Annotated in this window: 24 protein-coding genes; 15 read left to right on the top strand and 9 right to left on the bottom strand. The window is 62.5% G+C overall.

All coding sequences use genetic code 11. The annotated features are described in order from the left end of the window. Positions 1–50 precede the first annotated feature (50 nt). From OKQ63_RS08360 to OKQ63_RS08340, 5 genes are all read left to right on the top strand, one after another. Positions 51–914, top strand: coding sequence for an ATPase (locus OKQ63_RS08360; RefSeq protein ID WP_264213470.1), 864 nt, complete (start codon positions 51–53; stop codon positions 912–914). 59 nt (positions 915–973) lie between these two features. Then, a complete protein-coding gene (gene metA, locus OKQ63_RS08355) occupies positions 974–1,891 on the top strand; it encodes a homoserine O-acetyltransferase MetA (protein WP_264213469.1) in 918 nt (305 codons plus the stop codon). 241 nt (positions 1,892–2,132) lie between these two features. Beyond that, positions 2,133–2,618, top strand: a complete 486-nt coding sequence (locus OKQ63_RS08350) for a DUF995 domain-containing protein (RefSeq protein WP_264213468.1) — start codon at positions 2,133–2,135, stop codon at positions 2,616–2,618. A 168-nt stretch (positions 2,619–2,786) separates the two neighbouring features. Continuing rightward, positions 2,787–3,656, top strand: a complete 870-nt coding sequence (gene ppk2 / locus OKQ63_RS08345; protein WP_264213467.1) for a polyphosphate kinase 2 — start codon at positions 2,787–2,789, stop codon at positions 3,654–3,656. Beyond that, the gene (locus OKQ63_RS08340; protein ID WP_264213466.1) at positions 3,649–4,266 is read left to right on the top strand and encodes a TetR/AcrR family transcriptional regulator; all 618 of its coding nucleotides are present in this window, start codon (positions 3,649–3,651) and stop codon (positions 4,264–4,266) included. The genes ppk2 and OKQ63_RS08340 overlap by 8 nt, the downstream gene beginning before the upstream one ends. A 9-nt stretch (positions 4,267–4,275) precedes the next feature. On the opposite strand, the gene OKQ63_RS08335 is transcribed toward OKQ63_RS08340, so the two are convergent. The 5 genes from OKQ63_RS08335 to rplM all read right to left on the bottom strand — a co-directional run bounded on the left by OKQ63_RS08335 (position 4,276) and on the right by rplM (position 7,919). After that, entirely contained in the window at positions 4,276–5,334 is a 1,059-nt protein-coding gene (locus OKQ63_RS08335) for an adenylate/guanylate cyclase domain-containing protein (protein WP_264213465.1), read from the bottom strand. After that, positions 5,331–5,699, bottom strand: a complete 369-nt coding sequence (locus OKQ63_RS08330; protein ID WP_264213464.1) for a group I truncated hemoglobin — start codon at positions 5,697–5,699, stop codon at positions 5,331–5,333. The genes OKQ63_RS08335 and OKQ63_RS08330 overlap by 4 nt, the downstream gene beginning before the upstream one ends. Before the next feature lie 136 nt (positions 5,700–5,835). Then, positions 5,836–6,459: a CatB-related O-acetyltransferase gene (locus OKQ63_RS08325; RefSeq protein ID WP_264213463.1), complete on the bottom strand. Its 624-nt coding sequence runs from the start codon at positions 6,457–6,459 to the stop codon at positions 5,836–5,838. 510 nt (positions 6,460–6,969) lie between these two features. After that, entirely contained in the window at positions 6,970–7,455 is a 486-nt protein-coding gene (gene rpsI, locus OKQ63_RS08320) for a 30S ribosomal protein S9 (protein WP_264213462.1), read from the bottom strand. 5 nt (positions 7,456–7,460) lie between these two features. After that, positions 7,461–7,919, bottom strand: a complete 459-nt coding sequence (rplM, locus tag OKQ63_RS08315; RefSeq protein WP_264213461.1) for a 50S ribosomal protein L13 — start codon at positions 7,917–7,919, stop codon at positions 7,461–7,463. 292 nt (positions 7,920–8,211) lie between these two features. Here rplM and OKQ63_RS08310 point away from each other — a divergent pair, with 292 nt between their 5' ends. Beyond that, positions 8,212–8,754, top strand: coding sequence for a hypothetical protein (locus OKQ63_RS08310; RefSeq protein ID WP_264213460.1), 543 nt, complete (start codon positions 8,212–8,214; stop codon positions 8,752–8,754). A 55-nt stretch (positions 8,755–8,809) separates the two neighbouring features. Here OKQ63_RS08310 and OKQ63_RS08305 read toward each other — a convergent pair whose 3' ends face one another. After that, on the bottom strand, positions 8,810–10,213 hold the full coding sequence (locus OKQ63_RS08305; protein WP_264213459.1) for an aminotransferase-like domain-containing protein: 1,404 nt from the start codon (positions 10,211–10,213) through the stop codon (positions 8,810–8,812). A 94-nt stretch (positions 10,214–10,307) separates the two neighbouring features. On the opposite strand from OKQ63_RS08305, the gene OKQ63_RS08300 reads away from it, so the two are divergent. The 4 genes from OKQ63_RS08300 (at position 10,308) to asd (ending at position 13,203) form a co-directional block, all read left to right on the top strand. Continuing rightward, positions 10,308–10,541 (top strand): DUF1127 domain-containing protein, encoded by a 234-nt coding sequence (locus OKQ63_RS08300; protein ID WP_264213458.1) that lies wholly within the window; start codon positions 10,308–10,310, stop codon positions 10,539–10,541. 231 nt (positions 10,542–10,772) lie between these two features. After that, positions 10,773–11,279: an adenosylmethionine decarboxylase gene (gene speD, locus OKQ63_RS08295; protein ID WP_264213457.1), complete on the top strand. Its 507-nt coding sequence runs from the start codon at positions 10,773–10,775 to the stop codon at positions 11,277–11,279. Then, positions 11,276–12,127 (top strand): polyamine aminopropyltransferase, encoded by an 852-nt coding sequence (gene speE / locus OKQ63_RS08290; protein ID WP_264213456.1) that lies wholly within the window; start codon positions 11,276–11,278, stop codon positions 12,125–12,127. The genes speD and speE overlap by 4 nt, the downstream gene beginning before the upstream one ends. Before the next feature lie 185 nt (positions 12,128–12,312). Continuing rightward, positions 12,313–13,203, top strand: a complete 891-nt coding sequence (gene asd / locus OKQ63_RS08285; RefSeq protein WP_264213901.1) for an archaetidylserine decarboxylase — start codon at positions 12,313–12,315, stop codon at positions 13,201–13,203. Here asd and OKQ63_RS08280 read toward each other — a convergent pair. Then, positions 13,200–13,622 carry a PaaI family thioesterase gene (locus OKQ63_RS08280; protein ID WP_264213455.1) on the bottom strand — a complete coding sequence of 141 codons (423 nt, stop codon included), beginning with the start codon at positions 13,620–13,622 and terminating at the stop codon, positions 13,200–13,202. The genes asd and OKQ63_RS08280 overlap by 4 nt on opposite strands. A gap of 58 nt (positions 13,623–13,680) precedes the next feature. Here OKQ63_RS08280 and OKQ63_RS08275 point away from each other — a divergent pair, with 58 nt between their 5' ends. The 4 genes from OKQ63_RS08275 (at position 13,681) to gluQRS (ending at position 17,690) form a co-directional block, all read left to right on the top strand. Then, on the top strand, positions 13,681–14,469 hold the full coding sequence (locus tag OKQ63_RS08275) for an enoyl-CoA hydratase (protein ID WP_264213454.1): 789 nt from the start codon (positions 13,681–13,683) through the stop codon (positions 14,467–14,469). Between the two features lie 360 nt (positions 14,470–14,829). Next, positions 14,830–16,185 carry a methylenetetrahydrofolate--tRNA-(uracil(54)-C(5))-methyltransferase (FADH(2)-oxidizing) TrmFO gene (trmFO, locus tag OKQ63_RS08270; protein WP_264213453.1) on the top strand — a complete coding sequence of 452 codons (1,356 nt, stop codon included), beginning with the start codon at positions 14,830–14,832 and terminating at the stop codon, positions 16,183–16,185. Between the two features lie 33 nt (positions 16,186–16,218). Then, positions 16,219–16,833: a class I SAM-dependent DNA methyltransferase gene (locus tag OKQ63_RS08265; protein ID WP_264213452.1), complete on the top strand. Its 615-nt coding sequence runs from the start codon at positions 16,219–16,221 to the stop codon at positions 16,831–16,833. After that, positions 16,830–17,690, top strand: a complete 861-nt coding sequence (gene gluQRS / locus OKQ63_RS08260; protein WP_264213451.1) for a tRNA glutamyl-Q(34) synthetase GluQRS — start codon at positions 16,830–16,832, stop codon at positions 17,688–17,690. Before OKQ63_RS08265 ends, gluQRS begins: the two co-directional genes overlap by 4 nt. 52 nt (positions 17,691–17,742) lie before the next feature. Here gluQRS and hisI read toward each other — a convergent pair whose 3' ends face one another. Next, the gene (gene hisI, locus OKQ63_RS08255; RefSeq protein ID WP_264213450.1) at positions 17,743–18,120 is read right to left on the bottom strand and encodes a phosphoribosyl-AMP cyclohydrolase; all 378 of its coding nucleotides are present in this window, start codon (positions 18,118–18,120) and stop codon (positions 17,743–17,745) included. Positions 18,121–18,178: 58 nt separating this feature from the next. Here hisI and OKQ63_RS08250 point away from each other — a divergent pair, with 58 nt between their 5' ends. Beyond that, positions 18,179–18,631: an iron-sulfur cluster assembly scaffold protein gene (locus OKQ63_RS08250; protein ID WP_264213900.1), complete on the top strand. Its 453-nt coding sequence runs from the start codon at positions 18,179–18,181 to the stop codon at positions 18,629–18,631. Between the two features lie 284 nt (positions 18,632–18,915). Here the strand turns inward: OKQ63_RS08250 and OKQ63_RS08245 are convergent, their stop codons facing one another. Next, positions 18,916–19,038, bottom strand: a complete 123-nt coding sequence (locus OKQ63_RS08245) for a hypothetical protein (RefSeq protein WP_024090279.1) — start codon at positions 19,036–19,038, stop codon at positions 18,916–18,918. Between the last annotated feature and the right edge of the window lie 24 nt (positions 19,039–19,062).

Raw genomic sequence — 19,062 nt, 5'->3', positions numbered from 1 at the left:
CCCGCGCAGGTGATTAGCAAGGCGTGAAACCTTCAGGGACTTGGGATCTCATGCTTTACTCTTCCGCACAGGACTGGCGCGACGCCCGCAGCAAACGGGTGCTGTTCTTTGGCATGTCCGGGCTTGGCAAAACATATGTCAGCAACGTCCTGCGCGGCGCGGGCAGCTGGTTCCACTACTCGATCGATTACCGCATCGGCACCCGCTACATGGGTGAGTACATCGCTGACAACGCCAAGGCGGAGGCGATGAAGGTGCCGTTCCTGCGCGAGCTGCTGCTGACGGATTCGATCTTCATCGGCTCCAACATCACCTTTGAGAACCTGCGGCCGGTCTCTGCCTACCTGGGCAAGCCTGGCGATACCGCCAAGGGCGGGCTTCCGATTGCTGAATACAGGCGCCGGCAGGAGCAGTTCCGGATTGCCGAGATCCGCGCGCTGCTGGATACGGAATATTTCGCAGGCCGGGCGCAGCAGCTGTATGGCTATCCCAATTTCATCTGCGACACCGGCGGGTCGATCTGCGAATGGGTGGATGCAAACGATCCCAACGACCAGATCCTGACCGAACTCAGCAAGCACACGCTGATGGTCTGGATCAAGGGCAGCGACGAACACACCGCCGAACTGGTGCGCCGCTTTGACCGCGCGCCCAAGCCGATGTCCTATCAGCCCGAGTTCCTGAACCGGGTCTGGCAGGAGTACCTCAAGGAAAACGGCATAGCTGAGGCGGATGTGGACCCCGACGCCTTTATCCGCTGGACCTATGCCCAGGCGCTGGCGCACCGCCAGCCGCGCTATCAGGCGATGGCGGACAATTGGGGCGTTACCGTCACCGCCGACCAGATTTCCGCCGTCAGGGATGAGGCCGGTTTCGTGGATTTGATCGCCTCGGCTCTTGAGGCCCGCGGCTAAGCCGCTTATCTGTCGGCTTCCGCTATATCGCACATTTTTCCGCAAATCAGGACAGTGACATGCCCATCAAGATCCCCGCAGACCTCCCCGCCTATGACGTTCTGACGAACGAAGGCGTGATGGTCATGTCGCCGGATCAGGCGGCGCGTCAGGACATCCGGCCGATCCGCATCGGCTTGCTCAACCTGATGCCCAAGAAGATCCAGACCGAGAACCAGTTTGCCCGGCTGATCGGGGCAACCCCTCTGCAGATCGATCTGAGCCTGATCCGGATGACCGAGCATCAGACCAAGAACACCGCGGCGGAGCATATGGAGGAGTTCTACCACTCCTTCCAGGAAGTGAAGCACGAGAAGTTCGACGGGCTGATCATCACCGGCGCGCCGATCGAGCATCTGGAGTTTCCGGAGGTCACCTATTGGGACGAAATGCGCGAGGTGTTCGAATGGACCCAGACCAACGTGCATTCGACCTTTGGCGTCTGCTGGGGCGGCATGGCGATGATCAACCATTTCCACGGCGTGAAAAAGCACATGCTGGACCACAAGGCGTTCGGCTGCTTCCGGCACCGGAACCTGGCGCCGGCCTCGCCATACCTGCGCGGCTTCTCCGACGATTTCGTGATCCCGGTCAGCCGCTGGACCGAGATGAAACAGGCGGAGGTCGACGCGGTTGCCGGACTGAAAACGCTGCTGGGCAGTGACGAGGTCGGCCCCTGCCTGATCGAGGATAAGGCGCACCGGGCGCTCTATATCTTCAACCATTTCGAATACGACAGCGATACGCTGAAGCAGGAATACGACCGCGACGTGGCCAATGGCACGCCGATCAACGTGCCGGGCAACTACTACCCGAACGATGATCCCAGCCGACAGCCGCAGAACCGCTGGCGCAGCCACGCGCATCTTCTGTATGGCAACTGGATCAACGAGATCTACCAGACCACGCCATATGAAATGGAGCAGATCGGCCATTAGGAGGCTGATCTGACAAGCATGTTCCGCGTCCGGCTGTGCATTTCCGCTTGCAGCCTCCCGTTCCGCTGCAAGCGGATTCCGCCGGAAACCTGTCTCCAGGTCTCCGGCCTGCGCCCTGCCTGCTCGCAAATTGGCGCGTGAGCAGCAGCTACGCCCTGTTGAATGGAATCCCGGACGCTCAACTCAGGCGGAAAATTACCGCAAATTGTGTTATACTATCCTTCTGGTAATGGAGGGAAAAATGAAGCCATTCAAACTCGCCATCAGTGTAACGATTACTGGCACATTTTTGTTTGCGGCCGGCGCCTTTGCAGATCCGAAGCCAAGGAATGCATCGGTTACTGGCGGACAGGCGCTTGCGGCCCTGTACGGCGGCAAAACCCAGATATGGAAGAAATGCCAGGGGGGAATATACTACGGGCCCCGCTGGGAAGCGCAGGCCTATTGCGCCCAGCACCCGAACAGCGTTGGCGTCGGTACGTGGCGTATCGACGGAAAAGGCCGCGTTTGCCAAAACTTGACCTGGTACTGGTCCGTGGACGGCCAGCTCACATCCAAAGAGGGTGAGGAAGAATGCATTTCTCATCTGACAGCTGAGGATGGCATCGTTTGGCGAAGCTGGCCCAAGGACCGGGAATGGTGGAAGGCAACCAACAGCGCCAGCCTGGAAAAGGGATTCAAGCTGAAATCGAAAATCAGGCGGCTGCGCAAAAAACTCAAAGTATAAGGCAATCCCGGCTTGCAGCCCCGGCCAGGCCCGGGGCTGCAACGGGCCCCGCCGCCGGCGCGCTTTTGTCAAAGCGTGCAGGCGGAGCACGGGCACATTTGCGTCAAAGCGATTCACATTCCATACTCTCTTCCCGTATAAGGGATTGAGGACAGAAGGGTTTTGCACATGCCGCTGCCGTTTGACGGGGCCATCAGCCGCTATTTCCAGAACGGCGCACCGAAGGACGTCCGCAAGGCCATCCGGGGCGCGGGCGAGGATGACATCCTCAGCCCCAGCTATCCGCACCGGGAGCGGATGAAACGCAAGGCCTATGAGGCGGAACTGGAAGCGCTGCAAATAGAACTGGTGAAGCTGCAATCCTGGGTCAAATCCAGCGGTGCCCGCATTGCCCTAGTCTTTGAGGGCCGCGATGCGGCAGGCAAAGGCGGCACCATCAAGCGGTTCCGGGAAAACCTGAACCCGCGCGGCGCGCGCGTTGTGGCGCTGCCCAAGCCCACTGAGACGGAACAAGGCCAGTGGTATTTCCAGCGTTATGTCCAGCATCTGCCGGGCGGCGGAGAGATCGTGTTTTTCGACCGCAGCTGGTACAACCGCGGCGTGGTGGAGAAGGTTTTCGGCTTTTGCACGGACGCGCAGCGCGAGCGGTTTTTCCATCAGGTTCCGGGATTCGAACGGGCGCTGGCCGAGGACGGCATCCACTTGTTCAAATTCTGGCTGAATGTCGGCCGGGCCGAACAGCTGCGCCGGATCCTGGCGCGGGAATCCGATCCCCTGAAGCAATGGAAGCTAAGCCCGATTGACGTGAAGGGGCTGGAAAAATGGGACGATTACAGCTCCGCCATTGCAGAAACCTTTGCGCGCAGCCATAGCACTGAGGCGCCCTGGACCATCATTCGGTCGGATGACAAAAGGCGCGCTCGGCTGGCAGCGATGCGCACCGTGCTGCACGCCATCAGCTATGGCAACAAGGACACCCGGGCCATCGGCGCTCTGGACACCAAGATTTGCGGAGGCCCGGATATCTGGGATGCCTAAACGCGGTTATCATCACGGCAACCTGCGCCAGGCGCTGGTCGAAGCCGCCCTGCAGCTGATCGAGGCCAAGGGCCCGGCCGGGTTCACCCTGTCGGAAGCGGCCAAGCAGGCGGGTGTTACCCCGGCGGCGGTCTACCGCCATTTCGAAGGGCGCGAGGACCTGATCGCCGAGGCCTCGCGGCAGGGCTATGTGATGTTTGCCGACCTGATGCGGCACGCCTATGACAAGTACCAGCCCTCGGCGCTGGCGGCGTTCGAGGCGACGGGACGCGCCTATCTCGCCTTTGCCCGCAAACATCCCGGCCACTACATCGCCATGTTCGAAAGCGGCATTTCAGTGAACCGGACGCCGGAGCTGGCCGATGCCGCCGCCCGTGCCCGGGCGATCCTTGAGCGTGCCGCCGCGGACCTGAGCCAGCATATCCCGGCGGACAAACGCCCGCCGGCCTCGATGTTCTCGGCCCATGTGCTGGCCATGAGCCACGGGGTGGTGGAGCTTTATGCGCGCAATTCCCCCGGCGCCGCCTCGCCTTTCCCGCCCGAAGACCTGCTGGAAAGCGGCATCGGCATCTACCTGCGCGGGCTTGGGCTGATTGCGCCGGACGGCTAGGCCTGCCCCCTAGAACCGGCTGGCCGGCTGCGGCGTGCTCAGTTCGCCGCCGACATTGACCAGATGAACCTCGCCAATGCCCTTGATGTCCTCGGGTCCGATGTCGGTGACGCGGAATTCCTCCGAAAGTGCCTCCTTCATCTCTGCTGGTGCCACAATTTTCATGGGATTGGCAAAGACCTGCAGGCGTGAGGCCAGGTTCACCGCCGGGCCGAAAACGTCATAGACGTATTTCTGGATCCCCACCACCGAGCCGACGGCGGAGCCGGTGCCCAGCCCGATCCGCGCCTGCCACTTGTGCTGATGGCTTTGATTGCGCCGGTCCAGGTAGCGCAGGAAGCGGGTGGCGCAGTGGGCGACCGCGGTGGCGTGCTCCGGCACCGGTTCCGGCATTCCGGACACCGCCAGATAGGCATCGCCGATGGTCTTGATCCGCTCGCAGCCGAATTGCTCGACGATGCGGTCGAAGGCGGTGAAGATGTCGTTCAGCTCTCCAAGGGTTACGGTCGGATCGGTGCGGGAGGCGAAGTCGGTGAAATTGACAAAATCCAGCATCACCACCGACACTTGCGGATACAGCTGCGGGGTCACCACGCCGAAGGTCTTGAACTCCTCATAGACCTGGCGCGGCATCAGGTTCAGCAGCAGCCGCTCCACCCGTTCCTTTTCGCGCTCCAGTTCGCGGGTGTTGCGCTCGACCATGGCGGAATAGCTGTCGATCATGCTCTCCAGCTCGCGGATGCGGGTGATGTTCTGGCATTCCACCACCAGAAGCGCCTCGTCCAGATGGCTGGCTAACGAGATGTTGATGGCAAAGACCAGGGTGCGGCGCTTGCGCTTGATTTTCAGTTCCGCCGAATAGCGCAGACCTTCCTCGCACAGCGGACCAAGATCCTCCGGGCTCAACCCCTCGATAGCGTCGGTCAGGGCGGCGTGCGGGCCCGGGGTGCCGAACCATTCCGCAAAGGGCTGGTTGTGGAAAACAAAACCGAAGTCCGAGGCCCGCACAACCGCCACCCCGACGCCAATCGCCCGGAGCAGCTGCTCGTTGATGGCGGCAATGCTCATGCGGCAGTCCTGGCAACGATGATATTCCGTTTGGCCTCGATCGCCGAGAGTGTGGTCCGCACATCCGGTTCGGACAGGCCATGCTGCTCCAGCGCCGCCTTGAGCAGCGCCCCCATTTCATCGAAATCCTCATGGCTGATGGCCAAGGCCCGGTGCACCGCCTCCAGCCTTTCGTCGCTGAATGATGCAGGCCCGCCCAGCAGCGAGGAAATGAATTTGGTCTGGTGATCGATCAACCGCGCCATATCGACATCGGCGAAGTAGTCTCCGATCTGATCGGACTCGAGCGCCATCTCGTAAAAGGTCATCACCACACGGCTTATGGCACTGAATCCGCCGTATTTCTCGTAGATGGATTGCGGCATAGCAGCGTTCCCCCAACAGGAAGCAGTGCAGCCCATGTTACGCCACTTTTGCAGAAAAGTTAACGGCCCAGGGATCCGGCGGGGCCGCGGGCCGGTGTTCCAGCCGGGTTGGCGGGGGCAGCAGCCCTGCCCCGCGTCAGGCTGCGCTGCCGTCCGCGCTGCCGCCGGTGAAGGTGACAAGGTCACTGACGATCCCCTGCAGCCCCTCGATCAGCTCTACCGTGGGCTGCGCCGACAGCAAAGGCGCCATTTCCTGGATCAGCGGCAGCGGCAGGTCCCACCAGCGCAGCTCCTGCAGTTTTTCACAGACCGCATTGTCAAAACGTTTGCTCACCAGCCGGGCCGGGTTGCCCGCCCAGACCTCATAGGCGCCCACATCGCCCGCCACGGTGGCATTCGGGCCGATCACCGCGCCATTGCCGATGGTCACCCCTGCGAGCAGGGTGGCATTGGCCCCGATCCACACGTCATTGCCGATCGTTACATCGCCGCCGCGCTGCTGCGGCACATGCACGTCGGCGCCGCCCAGCTCCTCGGTGAACACCTCGCCAAAAGGGAAGGCCGTAATCCGGTCCAGCAGCGGCGAGGCATCCAGCATCACCCGCACGCCCCGCCCGATCGAGCAGAAGGAGCCGATTGCCACGTTGGAACCACCGCCCTGTTCCTGGATATCCATTGCCTCATACCCGTAGGTAAAGCGGCCGATTTCCAGCTGCCCGTTGCCAATGGGAGCAGTCTTGAAGTTCTCCGGTGTCGCCATGGTCTGTCCTGCCTTCGCTTTCTGGTTCCTCGAATCCCGGAACAAACTAGAAAATCTTTCTAAAAGAACCCTGAAAATCTTCGGAGAAAACCCGGGGCTGGCGGCTCAGCGGGGTTCACCATGCCGGCTGGCGCAGCGGATCGCCACCGCAATGCCGGAGGATTCCGGGCCGAGGATATCCCGGCTCCGCCGAAGACGGCCCGGTGCCGTGCGGCTGGCGCTCCGGCTGGAACTGGGGAGAGAAACTGCAACGCCCGGAGCAGCCCCTGCGCCGCATTTTCGGGAATTCCTTGGCCTCGAACAAGGGGCAACGGCAGTGGCCGGCGCGTTGCCGCAGCGCACAAACGCTCTTCACGGTTCGGCCAAAGGCTGAAAATTCAGCGCGCTGCGCCCCCCGCGGATTGGTGCAACGCGCGCACAAGGCCGCAATGGACGTCCCGCGAAACAGGAAGCCACCAACAAAAAAGGCCCGCCGGCGGCGGACCTTTCCAGTACACAGTGTGTCCCGAATTAACGCTTCGAGAACTGGAACGAACGGCGGGCTTTGGCCTTGCCGTATTTCTTACGTTCCACAACGCGGCTGTCGCGGGTCAGGAAGCCGGCGGCTTTCAGAGCGCCGCGCAGCGACGGGTCGAACAGCTGCAGCGCTTTGGAGATGCCGTGCTTGACCGCGCCGGCCTGACCGGACAGGCCGCCGCCCTTGACGGTGGCGTAGACGTCGAACTGGTCTTCGACGCCGGCCACCTGGAACGGCTGGCGCAGGATCATCTGCAGCACCGGACGGGCAAAGTACTTGTTGATTTCCTTGCCGTTCACCTCGACCTTGCCGGAGCCCGGCTTGATCCAGACGCGGGCAACAGCGTCTTTACGCTTGCCGGTGGCATAGGAGCGGCCCAGTTCGTCACGAACCGGCTCACGCGCGATGGTTTCTTCAGCCACTGCTTCCACACCGGTTGCAGCTGCGAGCTCTTCGAGAGTGTTGATCTGATCAGCCATCGATATCAGCTCCGGGTGTTTTTCTTGTTCATGGATGCAACATCCAGAACTTCAGGTGCCTGGGCTTCATGCGGGTGCTCGGCACCGGCATAGATACGCAGGTTGGTCATCTGCTGGCGCGATAGGCGGTTGCCCGGCAGCATGCGCTTGACGGCCTGGAACACAACGCGCTCCGGGTGTGCACCTTCCAGGATTTCCTGTTTGGTGCGCGACTTGATGCCGCCCGGGTGGCCGGTGTGCCAGTAGAAGTGCTCGTCGCGCTTCTTGCCGGTCATCTGCACCTTGTCGGCGTTGATGATGATGACGTTGTCGCCCATGTCCATATGCGGAGTGAAGGACGCTTTGTGCTTGCCACGCAGGCGCATGGCAACAATCGAGGCCAGGCGGCCCAGAACAACGCCCTCGGCGTCGATCAGGATCCACTTCTTCTCGATATCTGCCGGAGTAGCAGAGAAGGTTTTCATGGCAGGTCAATCCTGTTTGTCGTGAAGGCAGAATCCCAATGAACGCTGCCTGAATGCGATGGAGGGGGTTTACGGGGATCACATAGCCACGTCAACACGTGCAAACAACAATAAATACAGTGAAAACAAATGCTTAAAAATTAGGTATTATAATACCTCAGAAATTCTCATGCCCCCGGCCAAGCGGCGGGCTGAATTGGCAACACTTTCCATTGCTCTGCGCCGCCATCTTGCACCGGCACAGCCGCCTCCGCTAGTCCCGCGGCAGAAATTCAACCACGGGAACACTCAATTGAAACTGTCCAATTTCACCCTGCTGCCCCTGGCCCTGCTGGCTGGCGGCTGCATGCAGTATGCGCCGGTCGAACAGCCGCCGGTCACCGTAGCCTTCAAGGCAGCCCATACGGCCAGCCGCGTTACCGGCTATTCCGAGCCGGTCATGCGCACGTTCATCAACGTCATTGACGAAGAGGCCAAAAAACGGGCCGATCATGCCAGCGTCAACCGGGCCACCGCCGGTGTCGAGCGCAAGGAAGTGACGGGCGCGGCCTGCACCCTGGATTCCGCCGAAGTCTCGGCCTCCTTCACAACTCCGGCCATCGTCCGGCTGCCGAAGTTCAAGGGCCGGCCGACGCCTCTGCGGGTCACCTGCAGAACCCCTGACCAGAAAGCGGAGTTCAAATTTGGCCCGTCGCTGGATGGCGTGGTCGTCGGCGGCGGTTCTGTTGCCGGGCTGGTCGCGGCCGCAGTCACCGCAGGCATTGCCGCCAGCAAGGACAACTGGTCCTATGGCGTCAATGAAGTCCCGGTCTGGATCCCGCTGGAAGACCAGTAACTATCCGCCCGCGGTCCGCGCAGACGGCCCCCCGCAGCGGGGGGCCTTCCTTTGGTCATACGCTGATCTGCTCCGGCGGGTTGTCCAGCAGCGCGCGCAGCCGCAGCATCGCCTCCTCAAACTGCTTCAGAGACACATGCGCATTGATGGCAATGCGCACAGCGTGCGGCGCGCGGCCGTCACGCAGCGCGAATTCATCGGCCGAACGGATCTGCACCCCGTTTGCCTCCGCCGCCCGGGTAAAGGCCGCCGCCCGCCAGCCGGAGGGAAGCCGCAGCCAGACAAAGGGCACATCCGGATTCCAGGTCAGGTCAAATCCGCCGAGCGCATTGACCGCCACCCGCACATAGCGCGCCATTTCGGCACGCACGTTTTCGACCAGTTCCGGCAGCCGGGGGTCGCTCAGCAGGATGCGGACCAGTTCCGCCAGCGGCTGCGCCAGCCCGAAGTAGCCGTATTCCGCCACCCGCCGCAGATCCGCGGCGCGGCCTTCAGGCGCCAGCGCAAAGCCGACCCGCAGGGCCGGTGTCAGGATCTTGGAGATCGACGACACATGCCACGCCAGTTCCGGCGCCAGTGCCCGGTAGCTGGGCGCCCGGGACTCTCCCAGGCGGTAGCAGTCGTCCTCGACGATCTGCACCCCGTGGCGGCGGGCAATTGCAACGATCTGCTTGCGGCGCTCCAGCGGCGTGTATTGCCCGGTCGGGTTATGCACCTCCGGACTGGTGCATAGAACGGTTGCACCGGTTTTGCGGATCGCAAGCTCCATCGAATCCGGCCGGATGCCATGCGCGTCCATCGCCACCTCGACCACTTGCGCCCTCAGCAGTTCCGCCGCGCGGCGGAAACCGGCATAGGTGAGATCCTCGACCATGATCACGGGCTGGGCCCCCTCCAGGATCGCCTGCAGCACCACCATCAGCCCGTTCTGGCCGCCATGCGTCAGCACAACGTCATTTTCGGTGACAGTGCCGACCGGGGATTGCGCCAGCCAGGCGGCAGCGGCCTGGCGCACAGGCAGATAGGCATCGCGGGTCGGGTAATTCAGGAACTTGCGCGCGTCGCCCTCAGCCACTTTGCGCAGCGCCTCGCGCACTGCAGCCACCTGCCCCATGTCGGCAATCCGCGGGCTGAACAGGCTGACATGGCCGGGATCGCGCGCCTCCAGAAGATGCAGCTGCCGCGACCATACGTCATCGGGCACCGGGGTTTTCTTTTCGGCTACAAAGGTGCCGCGCCCGACCTCGGCCTCCAGCACCCCCTCATCGGTCAGAATGCTGTAGGCACGGGCAACGGTGCCGGGCGTGATGCTCAACTGGTACGCGAGATCGCGCACCGGCGGCAGCTTTGTACCAGTTTTCAAACTGCCCGTTTCGACAGCAGAGCGGATTGTATCCGCCACTTTTTTGTACTTCGGACCCTTGGCCTCATCCAGGCTCTGCGGCCAAATTGTACCCATTACAATCCATCCTTGGACAATATGCCCGCCCCTTTGTATCAGAACACTACGACAAATCAACAGGATTGTATCAACACAATACAGGATATCTCCCATGGTACAGCACTCTCAAACGGCACAAACGAACATGTCCTATCTGATCAGCCGCCCGGGCCTTCCGGTGCTGGCGCAATGGGCCGTCCTCTTTGCCGTGCTGGTGACCAAGTGGAGCCTGCGCCGCCGCACCCGCAGCCATCTGAAACACCTGAGCGAGGCACAGCTGAAAGACATCGGGCTGAGCCGTGCCGACGCCCATTATGAAGCCACTCTTCCGTTCTGGCGCCCATGATCCCCAGGGCAATAGAACAACCTGACGGCCGGGGTTCGCCCCGGCCTTTTTTTTGCCCGCAGGCCGCAGCGGCTGCTGTGTTACCGGCTATGCAGAAATTAAAGGTTGAACGAATCTCTCAGCCCGCCTAGATGCGCCTGACTTTCGGCACCGATCCCAACCCCGGACTCTTATCCGGGGGGGCGCTAAGGGCCGTCTGGATTGTCATCTACTGGAACGAAGGGGAGCGCCATGAAAGACGCCAACCTCTTCCAACTGGGGATCGGTCTGGAGACAGGCGCCCATGAGGAAGATACCGCCCGCGGTGTAACTGCCGCGAACATTGACTCCATTGTGGATTCGGACCGCGAAGACCATTTCATCCGCAAGGATGGAAAGGTGTTTGCCGGCACCCACTTGATTATCGAAGTCATGAAAGGCACCGGCCTGGACTGCGAAGAGCGCATCCAGAACGCCTTCCGCAAATGCGTGGACGTCTGCGGCGCCACCTTGCTGCACATCCACACCCACAAGTTTTCGCCCCAGGGCGTCTCCGGCGTGGCTGTGCTGGCAGAAAGCCACATCTCGGTCCACACCTGGCCGGAAATCGGCTATGGCGCTTTTGACGTGTTCATGTGCGGCGACGCCGAGCCGTGGAAAGCCGTCGACGTGCTGAAAGAGGCTTTCTCCACCGACATGGTGGAAGTGCGTGAACTGCTGCGCGGGGAGGAGCTGATCGCCAAAGAGGTGGCGGCATGAGCAATGAATGGGTGACGGAAAGCCTGCACGCGCATTACGCCCAGCGTCTGCGCGTGGACGAGATGCTCTATGACAGCAACACCGAGCACCAGCGCCTGAAAGTGTTCCAGAACGGCCAGTTCGGCCGCATTCTGACGCTGGACGACGTGGTGCAGACCACCGAAGGCGACAACTTCATCTACCACGAGATGCTGACCCATGTGCCGATTCTGGCGCATGGGAACGCCAAGCGCGTGCTGATCATCGGCGGCGGCGACGGCGGCATGGCCCGCGAAGCGCTGCGCCACGCCTCGGTCGAGCACGTGACGATGGTAGAGATCGATGGCGGCGTGGTGGATTTTTCCAAACAGTATCTGCCGATGCTGAGCAATGGCGCCTTTGATGATCCGCGCCTGAACCTGGTGATCAACGACGGTGCGCTCTTCATGAAAGAGAACACCGGAAAATTTGATGTCATCATCGTTGATTCGACCGACCCGATCGGCCCCGGCGAAGTGCTGTTCACCGACACCTTCTATGGCCACGCGGCGCGGTCGCTGACCGAGGACGGCATCATCGTGACCCAGAACGGCGTGCCGTTCATGCAAGGCGACGAGCTGACCGGCACCCTGCACGCCTTCCAGGCCTTGTTTGCCGATGCCTCCTGCTATCTGGCGACGGTGCCGACCTATGCCGGCGGGCCGATGGCGTTCGGCTGGGGCAGCCACTCGGACAAGGCCCGCAATGTGACCCTTGGCGATCTTGAAACGCGCTTTGCCGCTGCCGGGATCGACACCGGCTATTACAATCCGGAGGTTCACAAGGGCGCGTTTGCCTTGCCGAACTACGTGAAAAAGCTGTTCCCCTGAGGAACAGCCGGGACAGGGGGCCGCGGCCCCCTTTTTCATGTCTGCAATCTGCTTCCCGCCGGGCAGCACTGTGTGCGCTTCCAGGTGTGCAAGGCCACCCCCGCTGTTGCAGGTCATTTCCGCTCTTGGCGCGGGCTCCGCGCTTTGCTAGGCGCAGCGGGACGAAATCAGACATGGCGGAACTGATGCAGCGCGACCCCATCCTTGTTGTTGACCGCGACACCGGCAAGACTTTCGAAGAGGCGGTGCTGGGCGAAAAGTGGATCCGCTGGGCCTATCAGAACGCCAGCGCGCGGCCCATCGAGAAACTGCTGTTCCACTCTTCCCTGATCAGCCGGCTGATGGGCGCCTGGTTCGACTCGCGGCTGTCCAAGGGCAAGATCAAGGCAGTGATCGAAGACCTGTCCATCGACATGTCCGAAGCGTCTGCCGACACTGAGAGTTTCTCCTGTTTCAATGACTTCTTTGTCCGCCATCTGAAACCCGAAGTGCGCCCCTTCAGCGCCGATCCGCATGAGATCGTCTCCCCTGCCGATGGCCGGGTGCTGGTGTTCCCGGAGCTTGCAGAAGACACTTTTGTGCCGGTCAAAGGGCATCCGATGTCGGTGTGCACCATGCTGCCGGGGATTGCGGAGCGGTTCGTTGGCGGCGCGCTGGCCATCGCGCGGCTGTGTCCGGCGGACTACCACCGCTACCACTTCCCTGCCGCCGGCCGGATCATCGCGGCGCAGGACATTCCCGGTGCGCTGCATTCGGTCAACCCGATTGCGCTGGGGGCCGGGCCGGACGTTTTCGGGGAAAACAAACGCAGCTGGACGCTGGTTGAGACCGAAACGCTAGGCACCTATTGTTTTGTCGAAGTCGGGGCCTTTGGCGTCGGCAGCATCATCAACACCCGCACGACAGGCGCGGTGCAGAAAATGGACGAAAAGGGCTACTTCAAGTTCGGCGGCTCCACCGTGGTGGTGGTGTTCGAGCCGGGTAAGATCCGCTTTGCCGATGATCTCATGGAAAACAGCGCCAAGGGCCGGGAAACACTGGTGAAGGTTGGCCAGCCGCTGGCCACCGCGCTTTAACGCCCGGGCGGAATGGAATAGGTCATCGAGGCCCGCGCCACCGGCGCGTCCTGCCCCTCGGAATACATCAGCACATCGGCCACCGCCAGAACCCGGCCCAGCTTCAGCAGCCGCGCCTCGGCGATCACATCCGCCCCCGCCACGGGTTTTCGCATGAAGTCGAGCGAGCAATTTGTGGTCACCGCCAGCGCCTCGCGCCCCAGCCGTGACAGGATCAGCGCATAGATCGCGCAGTCGGCCAGCGCGAACATCGACGGCCCCGATACCGTTCCACCCGGCCGCAGGTGCCGTTCCGCCGTCAGCAGGCGCATCCGCAGGCCCTGCTCATCCATCGCGTCGATGGCAAAATCATCCTTCACCTGCGGAAAGATCTCGTGCAGATAGTCCGTCAGACCTGCGACATCAAATGCCAGTGCCATGCTTTTCCTTTCCCTTCGCGCTGACTAGAGTTGCCGCAACCCTTGATAGGAGAGCAAGATGGCAATTCTGGAACGTTGCGACACGGGGGCAATTGCCCGGCTGACCATGAACACGCCGGAAAAGCTGAACGCCCTGTCGGACGAAATGCTGGCGGCGCTGCAGGAACAGATCGAATCCTTGCGCGAAGACAGCAGCATAAAGGTGGTGATCCTGTCCGGCACCGGCAAAGGCTTCTGTGCCGGTCATGACATCAAACAGATGACTGCGGGCCGCAACGCGGAGGACGGCGGCAAGGCCTATTTCCAGGATCTCTTTGCCCGCTGCACCAGCGTGATGACGGGGCTGCAGTCCCTGCCCCAGCCGGTGATTGCCCAGGTCCACGGCATCGCCACGGCGGCGGGCTGCCAGCTGGTGGCCTCCTGCGATCTGGCGGTGGCGGCAGAGGGCACCAAGTTTGGCGTCAATGGCGTCAATATCGGCCTCTTTTGCTCCACCCCGATGGTGGCGCTGTCGCGCAACATCCCGCGCAAACAGGCGTTTGAGCTGCTGACCACCGGCGAGTTCATCGACGCCGCCCGCGCGGTGGAGCTGGGGCTGGCCAACCGCGCCGTGCCGCTGGACCAACTGGAGCCGGAAACCAACCGGCTGGCCGAAACCATCGCGTCGAAACTGGGGTCCGCGGTGAAGATCGGCAAACAGGCGTTTTATGAGCAGCTGCAAATGTCGCTGGATCAGGCCTATGCCTACACCAGCGGGGTGATCGTCGAGAATCTGATGTACCGCGACACCATCGAAGGCATGGCCGCTTTCATCGAAAAACGCGCCCCCGATTGGCAGGAAAGCTGAGACGGCAGAAAATTTCCGGCTGCCGCCGGAATTTTCCGAAAATTTTAGGCTTTGTTTACCAATCGGGATTTATTGTTTCCTTAAGACGCCGGTCAAACGCCTTTCAATAAGGGCGGAAAGATGGCAAAGATTGGGCAAGGCCGAGAGCCTGCACAATTTGGGCCGCGGCTGCGGAAGGGTCCCTCCAACCGGTTCTCTCTCACCGGTCGATCATTCCCGCAGCGGCGGCCCCAAATTCCCCTCCTCCCCGGACAGACCGCACCGACCTGGCCAGCGCCGTCGGAATTGCGGCAGCTCTGCGGCCGGCCTTGGACCGCCAAGCCTGTTGCACCGGCTCTCCCCCTGCCCTATGTGGCGGGCATGACAGATCATTCGGCACAGACATTGCATATCGTGGGCGGCGGCATGGCCGGGTCCGAAGCGGCCTGGCAAGCGGCAAACATGGGCGTATCGGTGGTGATCCACGAAATGCGCCCCAAGGTGGAGACCTTTGCCCATCAGACCGGCAACCTGGGCGAGATGGTCTGCTCCAATTCCTTCCGCTCGGATGATGACGAGCAGAACGCCGTCGGCCTGCTGCACTGGGAAATGCGCGCCGCAAACGGGCTGATCATGGCGACTGCGGATGAGCACCGGCTGCCCGCCGGCGGCGCCCTGGCGGTGGACCGCGAGCCCTTTGCCGAAACCGTGACCGCCAAGCTGAAGGCGCATCCGAATGTCACGGTCTCATATGAGGAAATCACCCAACTGCCCGCGGACGGCCACTGGATCTTTGCCACCGGCCCGCTGACGTCGCCGGAGCTGGGCAAGGCGATCCAAGCCGAAACCGGCGCCGAGGCGCTGGCGTTTTTCGATGCCATCGCGCCGATTGTTTATGCGGAAAGCATCGACATGTCGCAGGCCTGGATGCAGTCACGCTATGACAAGGGCGAAACCGAGGAAGAGCGCACCGCCTACCTCAACTGCCCGATGGACAAGGACCAGTACGAGGCCTTCATCGACGCGTTATTGTCTGCTGACAAAACCGAGTTTCACGAGGGCGAAACCGCCGGTTATTTCGACGGCTGCCTGCCGATCGAGGTGATGGCCGAGCGCGGCCGCGAAACCCTGCGCCACGGGCCGATGAAGCCGGTGGGCCTCACCAATCCGCATCAGCCTGAGGTCAAGGCCCATGCGGTGGTGCAGTTGCGCCGCGACAACGCGCTGGGAACGCTGTTCAACATTGTCGGTTTCCAGACCAAGATGAAATACGGCGCCCAGACAGAGGTGTTCCGGATGATTCCGGGGCTGGAGAACGCCAGCTTTGCCCGGCTTGGCGGCATCCACCGCAACACATTCATCAATTCACCCACCCTTCTGGATGCGCAGATGCGGCTGAAATCAAAGCCTAACATCCGCTTTGCCGGCCAGATCACCGGCGTCGAGGGCTATGTCGAAAGCGCCGCCATGGGCCTGCTGGCAGGGCGTCTGGCGGCGGCGGAAATCCTCGGGCAGGACCTCGCCCCGGTGCCGCAGGACAGCGCCATGGGCGCGCTGATCCACCACATCACCGGCGGCGCCGAGGCCAAGACCTTCCAGCCGATGAACGTGAACTTCGGCCTGTTCCGCCCTGTGGATGGCCTCAAGGGCGGCCGCCGCGGCCGCAAGGACCGCTACAAGGCCTACACAGACCGCGCCAAGGAAGCCTGGCAGGAGTGGCTCAGCAAATTTCCCTAGACGCTGCGCAAACCGCGGGTCTAGGATTATCCCATGAGCAACAAATTTCTCGATAAATCCTACGGGATTGAAGGCCCGGAGGCGACCCGCAAGCACTATGACAGCTGGGCCGCCACCTATGACGCGGAAATTGCGGAAAACGGCTATGCAACGCCGGGGCGGATTGCTGCGGCGCTGTGGAAATACCTGCCGGAAGCCGAAACGCCCGTCCTCGACTTCGGCTGCGGCACCGGCCTCTCCGGCCTGGCGCTGCGGGCCGCCGGATTCAACGTGGTGGACGGGCTGGAACCTTCGCCCGAGATGCTGGCCCAAGCCCGCGCCAAGGGCGCCTACCGGCAGCTGACGCAGCTGGATGTCGCCGACAAGGCCCCGGTGAAACCTGGCAGCTACCGCGCCATCGTCGGCTGCGGGCTGCTGACCAAGGGCGCGGCACCGCCCGCGACTTTCGACGTGATCATGCGCGCCTTGGACCGCAAAGGTCTGTTTGCCTTCTCCTACAACGACCACGCGCTGGAGGACCGCGCCTATACCGGCAAGCTCAATGACTGGCTGGACTGTTCGGCCGCACGGCTGCTGTTCAGGGAATACGGCGACCACCTGCCCGGCATCAACCTCAAGTCCACCGTCTATGTAATTGAGAAAGCGTGACATTCACCACACGTTTCGCGCCCTCGCCAACCGGACCGCTGCACCTTGGCCACGCCTATTCCGCACTGCTGGCGCATGATATGGCCATGGCCAAGGACGGCCGCTTCCTGCTGCGCATCGAGGATATCGACCAGTCCCGCGCCCGGCCCGCCTGGGAGGTGCAGATCTATGAGGATCTGCAATGGCTGGGCCTCGCCTGGCCGCAGCCGGTGATGCGCCAATCGGACCGGATGCCCCGCTACCGCGCCGCGCTGCGTCAGCTTTCGGCAATGGGCCTCACCTACCCCTGCCGCTGCAACCGCGCCGATATCGAGGCCGCCGCCGGCGCGCCGCAGGAAGGGGTGCCGCAATTCGGCCCCGACGGGCGCATCTACCCCGGCATCTGCCGCGGCCGCCTGCCATCCGATGCAACGGACAAAGACGTGATCCGGCTGAACATGGAGAAAGCCGTCCAAGCCGCGCGGCTGCGCAGTTTCACCGAGACCGGACCGGGCTTCGCAGGCACCCGCCAGCTGGACCCGGAGCAGCTGATCTCAACTGTCGGCGACATCATCCTGGTGCGCCGCAGCATGGGCAGCTCCTACCACCTGTCGGTGGTGGTGGATGACGCGGACCAGGGCATCAGCCATGCGGTGCGCGGCGCCGACCTGTTCGAGGCGACGCAGATCCACGTGCTGCTGCAAAGCCTGCTGGACCTGCCGACGCCCGTCTACCACCATCACCGGCTGATCCGGGACGATGCGGGCAAACGCCTCGCCAAACGCGACGACGCCCGCGCCATTGCCAAGTACCGCACCGAGGGCGCCACCCCGCGGGACATCCGCAAAATCGTGGGCTTGCCCGCTTCTTCTGGCTGAACATATCCCCGCCGGAGGCACGGCCCGCCAGGGCCGTCTCCCCGTCATCCGATCACCCCATCGGCTGCATCAGCTCGACCTCGCCTTCCTCCCGTACCGCGGTGTAGAAACAGGTCCGACGGTTGGTGTGGCAGGCCGCACCGGTCTGGCGCACCAGCGCCAGCAGGCAGTCGCGGTCGCAATCGACCCGCAGGTCCGCCAGCTCCTGCACATGGCCCGAGGTCTCTCCCTTCACCCAGAACGCCTGGCGCGAGCGCGACCAATAGGTGACCCGGCCGGTCTCCAGCGTACGGGCGACGGCATCGGCATTCATCCAGGCCATCATCAGCACCTCGCCGGAGGTTTCGTCCTGCGCAATGCAGGGGATCAGCCCGGCGTCATTATAGGTCAGGCTGGCGGGATCAAAGGACATGGGAAAAACCTTTTGCATCTGCTGTTCGGCTCCCTATGTATGGGGAACCAGCAAAATGGGAAAGACCGGGAAAGCGATGTCTGGCGATAGTGATCTGATCAAGCTGTATTCCTCGCGCATTCTGGCGCTGGCTGCGGATATCCCGCATCTGGAGCGGCTTGCGGATCCGGATGCCACCGTCAAGAAGCGCTCGCCGCTCTGCGGCTCCACAGTCACCGTCGATATCAACGCTGCGGACGGCCGGATCACCGGGTTCGGCCAGGACGTGAAGGCCTGTGCGCTGGGACAAGCCTCGGCAGCGATCGTCGGGGCCAATGTGGTCGGGCGCACACTGGCGGAGGTTGAAACCGCCCGCGACCAGCTGAAGGCCATGCTGACCCAGGGCGGCCCGGTGCCAGACGCTCCCTTTGACGGGTTGGAAGTGCTGCAGCCCGCACGGGACTTCAAGAACCGCCACGCCTCGATCATGCTGGCGCTGGAGGCAACGCTGGAGGCGATGCAGACCGCCGCCAAGGAGCAATGCGCCTGACAGCGCGCGTTGCGTTTCCGCACCCCCTTCCCTAGCCGAACCTAAGCTGCCCTGCACTTCTGCACGGCCTGATGACGCTCACCGCGCCCCAGAACCTAAAAAACCGCCGCGCATCCGGGCAGGATGGCGGCGGCAGGCATGCTCTGCTGTGCGGGACCCGGGCGGGCCAGGCTGGATCTTGAGGCAATCCATTCGGGGATCGGGACAGGCGGTTGATCCCTTGAGCAGTCCGGGACAGGAAAGGGCCGGCCCGGCACAGCAGTGCAATCAGGAAAAGGAACGGCTTACAGGAGCCCTGGAAGATGCAGCGCCGCCACCAGCATCACCATCAGAGAGGCCGCACCAATGGCGTCCTGCAGCAGTGTCGAATGGGCATTCTGAATGGTGGTTTTGATCTGTGCAATCATGGCTCGGGCCTCCTCCAGTCTGTC

It is taken from the genome of Leisingera thetidis (genome assembly GCF_025857195.1).
Lineage (GTDB): Bacteria > Pseudomonadota > Alphaproteobacteria > Rhodobacterales > Rhodobacteraceae > Leisingera > Leisingera thetidis.
Note: the sequence above shows the minus strand (reverse complement) of the source record. Positions and strands in the feature narration are given on the sequence as shown.